Here is a 3,766-nt window from a genome sequence, read left to right as displayed (position 1 = left end):
CTACAGCGCTGCGGCCTGCATCACCGGCATTTTTCATGGAGCCCACATACACGTCGGTCAGCCCCATCAACTGGACCGAGCTTTGGGCCTGGGCCCCGGTGGTGCACAGCAGCAGTGCGCCGCCCAGCGAGAGGGACAGAGACAGTGTGGACAGGTTTTTTTTCATGGATTTTCCTGGAGTGAAATGCCGGACGCCCGGCGTTGGGAGGAGGGGATTGCGGCCCGGTGTGCACCGTGGTGCAGCAGCGGGCCCGCACGCAGGAATCCGCAATTTCCGTGCCTCTGCGGACACAGGTTCTTACAGCTACACATCCCATCGCAGTGCAAGCAGGGCAGGGTGCAGGCATGTGGGCGGTAGCAGGTCCGCGCGCAGCTTTCTTGTGTTTTTGCGCAAACCCTTGCAGGACGCGGCTTGCGACGTTGTGGGCCTTTGATCTTGCTCAATGCCCCGGGCGCGGCGGCGCGGCAAAGTGGCTTCCATGCTGCCCTCTACCCTTTTCTCCCTGCCCGCTGACACCGAGGTGATCGCCCCCGGCGAAGTGCTGCGCAGGCGCAACGAGGTCCTCACCTCCGTGTTGCATCTGGAAAGCGGCCGCGTGCTGCGCGGCGTGCTGGATGACGGCTTTTTGCGCCACCAGCTGGGCGCGGTGGAAGGGCCGTTCTGGCTCGATGCCGCGTCGGCCCTGATGGGCATGCCCTTTCCGGTGGACATGGTGGCCGACACGCGCCTGCAGGTGCGGCGCCTGCCGATTGAAGCATTCCGCCGCAGCCTGGCGGCCATGCCAGCAGGCGCGCGCGGCCTGCTGCTGGACATGGCCCAAGGCTACCGGCAGCAGTCCGAACTGGCGGTAAGCCGCCTCGCGCAAGATGCGGAATCGCGCTGTGCGCAATGGCTGCTCAAGCACGCTGAACCCGACCCCTCGGGCGCCATGCAGGTCACGCTGCACCAGCGCAAGCGCCTGATTGCCGCCCAGTTGGGCATTGCCCCCGAGACCTTCTCGCGCGTGCTGCGCCATTTGCGGGAGCTGGGCCTCATCCATGGCACCGGCAACGTGCTGAACCTGCCCCAACCCCGGGCGTTGCAGTCGATGGCGGGGTGCTGAGGGCGCGCCTTCCCCGCGCAGCGGGGCGGTGCCGCACTCAGGGTTTTTCCTTGCGTTTTTCCAAGGGTTCCACCCAAGCTCCCGGCCCCGGGGGCTGCGTATATTTGTTGGGACATGTCTGTTGTGACCCGTCCCCATGCCTAACCTTCCGCGTGCCTGCGACGCTCCTGTGCCGGGGTGTCCATGACGGCCCCCGCACCCTCGGCTGCGCCCGACGACGCACCCGGCTGGCTGGTGCCGGGTGCGTTGGTGCTGCGGCTCATGCTGGTGGCAGCGCTGGCCGTGGCCTTGTCGGGGGCTGTGGCGGCCTGGCTGGTCACGCGCGCGTCGGGGCAAGAGGCCGTGCGCCGGGTGGTCAACCAGCAGACCGATGAGGTCGAGGTGGTGGCCCGCCTGCTGGCTAGCAAGATCGAACAAAGCCAGAAGGTGCTGCGCACCGTGGCCGCAGGCATCACGCCCGGCATGCTCGAATCCCCCTCGTCGCTCGAATGGCTGCTGCAGCAGGGTTTGCCCGCCGTGCAGTTCTTCGACACCATGCAGGTGGCCCGCGACAACGGCGAGCTGCGCCTGAACCTGCGTGCCGGGCAGCAGCAAAAAGCCGCCGACCTGGACCCGGCCGAGCGCGACGCCCTGCGCCGCACCCTGGTGGACGGCAAACCCCTGGTGTCCGAGTTGATCGCCGGGCGCGGTGGCGAGCCGCGTGTGATGTTCACCATGCCGTTGCACCGCGAAGACGGCACCGTGCTGGGCGTGGTGGCCGGGGCCTTGCGCCTGCAGTCGCAAAGCCTGCTGCCCCCGTCCATGACACTGCCCGCACGCGAGGACTCGCAGCTCATCGTCTTCACACGCGACGGCATCATCCTCTCGCACTCCGACTCGTCCCGCATCCTGGGCCAGGTGCGTGATGAAGCCGGGCTGGCGCCGGTGTATGCGCGCTGGCTGACCCAGGCCCAGCCCGTGGTGGGGCGGGGCATGAGCCATGTGCAGCCCGACCACATCGTGAGCATGGCGGGCATGCCCCTGCCGCAGTGGATCGTGGCGCGGGTCAGCACCTCGCAGGCATTGCTTGCACCCCTGCGCGGCGCCCAGCGCGAGGCCTGGTGGCTGGCCGTGGCCAGCATGCTGCTGTGCATGCTGTTGGCCGTGGCCCTGATGGGCTGGATGGCCCAGCCCCTGGCGCAGCTCACCCACAAGGCGCGCCAGCTGCTCAAGACCAGCACCCGGCACCAGCAGCCCCCGACCGACCAGGACTGGCCCCGCGCGGGCGGCGAGGTCGGCGAGCTGGTGCGCGTGTTCCAGGGCCTGGTGCAGCAGGGCCAGCAGCAACAGCAGCGCAAGGACACGCTCGATGGCCAGTTCCAGGCCGTGCTCGACAGCGCCTCGGTGGGCATCATCATCTCGCGCCACGGCATGCTCGACGTGGTGGGCCGCCAGGCCTGCGTGATGCTGGGCTACACCGCGCAGGAGCTGCAGGGCCGCCCCGCACGCACCGTGTACGCCAGCGACGCCGACTATGCCCAGGTGGGCGAGCGCGTGCGCTCCGAGATGGCCGCACATGGCGCATTCGACGGCGACATCTGCTTCATGCGCAAGGACGGCACGCCCGTGTGGGCCCGTGTGCAGGGGCGCAGCGTGCGGCCCGACGAGATGCACGGCGGCACCGTGTGGATCCTGGAAGACATCACCGCCGCCCGCGAGGCCCAGGTGCAGCATGCCTGGGAGCGCTCGCACGATGCGCTCACCCAGCTCTACAACCGCGCCGCTTTTGACGAGCGCCTGGGCCTGCTGATGGCCGAGCGCTCCACGCGCCAGCGCAGTGCCGCAGAGGACGAAGACGGCAACGAGCCGCAGGGCGACGGGGTGGTGTTGTTCCTCGATCTGGACCATTTCACCGTGGTCAACGACATTGCGGGCCATGACGCGGGTGACGATGTGCTGCGCCATGTGGCCCGCCTGCTGGCATCGCAGGTGCGCCAGATCGGCTGGGCGGCGCGCCTGGGGGGCGACGAGTTTGCGGTGGTGCTGCCCGGCTGCGCCCTGGCACGCGGCCAGGCGGTGGCCGAGCAGCTGCGCGTGGCGGTGCATGCCTGGGAGCCGTCGTACCAGGGGCGCAGTTTCACGCTGGGGGTGAGCATCGGGCTGGTGGTGCTGGATGCGAGTTTGCAGGATGTGCCGTCGGTGTTGTATGCGGCGGACATGGCTTGCTATGACGCCAAGCGGGCGGGGCGCAACCGGGTGGAGACGCGGCATGCGAGCCAGGCGACGGTGTCGGCATCGGGGCGGATGGCGTTGGGGCCGGTTTGAGGTTTTTTGGCTGCTGGCGCCTTATGGGTATGCCTTGGTAGCTATTGTTTTTTGTAGTGAATATTTCCTGGCCGTGAAGGTTGGGACTGCCTAAGTTCATGTGGCTCGCTAACCGTTCGGGCTGAGCTTGTCGAAGCCTTGGCGTGCTGGTTTGAAAGCATGCTGGTGTTGAGGGCGGAGGCCGGGAGTCGCCCGGCGTGCGAGTAACTTTCTTTCGCGTCGCCGAAAGAAAGTCACCAAAGAAAGGGCGACCCCCAGTCTGCGACCCCTGCGCTTCGCTCCGGGGCAAACCTGCGTCGGGGCGGTTGCGGGGTGCGCCGTGGAACTCGCTTTGCGCTGCGCGCGCCGCTCGGACAACC

General features: G+C 68.0%; 2 protein-coding genes. Both read left to right on the top strand.

Translation table 11 applies throughout. From position 1 onward, the window contains the following. The first annotated feature begins 479 nt into the window (after positions 1 to 479). Positions 480 to 1,103 carry a Crp/Fnr family transcriptional regulator gene (locus tag AC07Z7_RS24895; protein ID WP_094288002.1) on the top strand — a complete coding sequence of 208 codons (624 nt, stop codon included), beginning with the start codon at positions 480 to 482 and terminating at the stop codon, positions 1,101 to 1,103. A 183-nt stretch (positions 1,104 to 1,286) separates the two neighbouring features. Next, entirely contained in the window at positions 1,287 to 3,407 is a 2,121-nt protein-coding gene (locus AC07Z7_RS24890; RefSeq protein WP_494768016.1) for a sensor domain-containing diguanylate cyclase, read from the top strand. Positions 3,408 to 3,766 lie beyond the last annotated feature (359 nt).

It is taken from the genome of Acidovorax sp. GW101-11A03, assembly GCF_059424825.1.
Note: the sequence above shows the minus strand (reverse complement) of the source record. Positions and strands in the feature narration are given on the sequence as shown.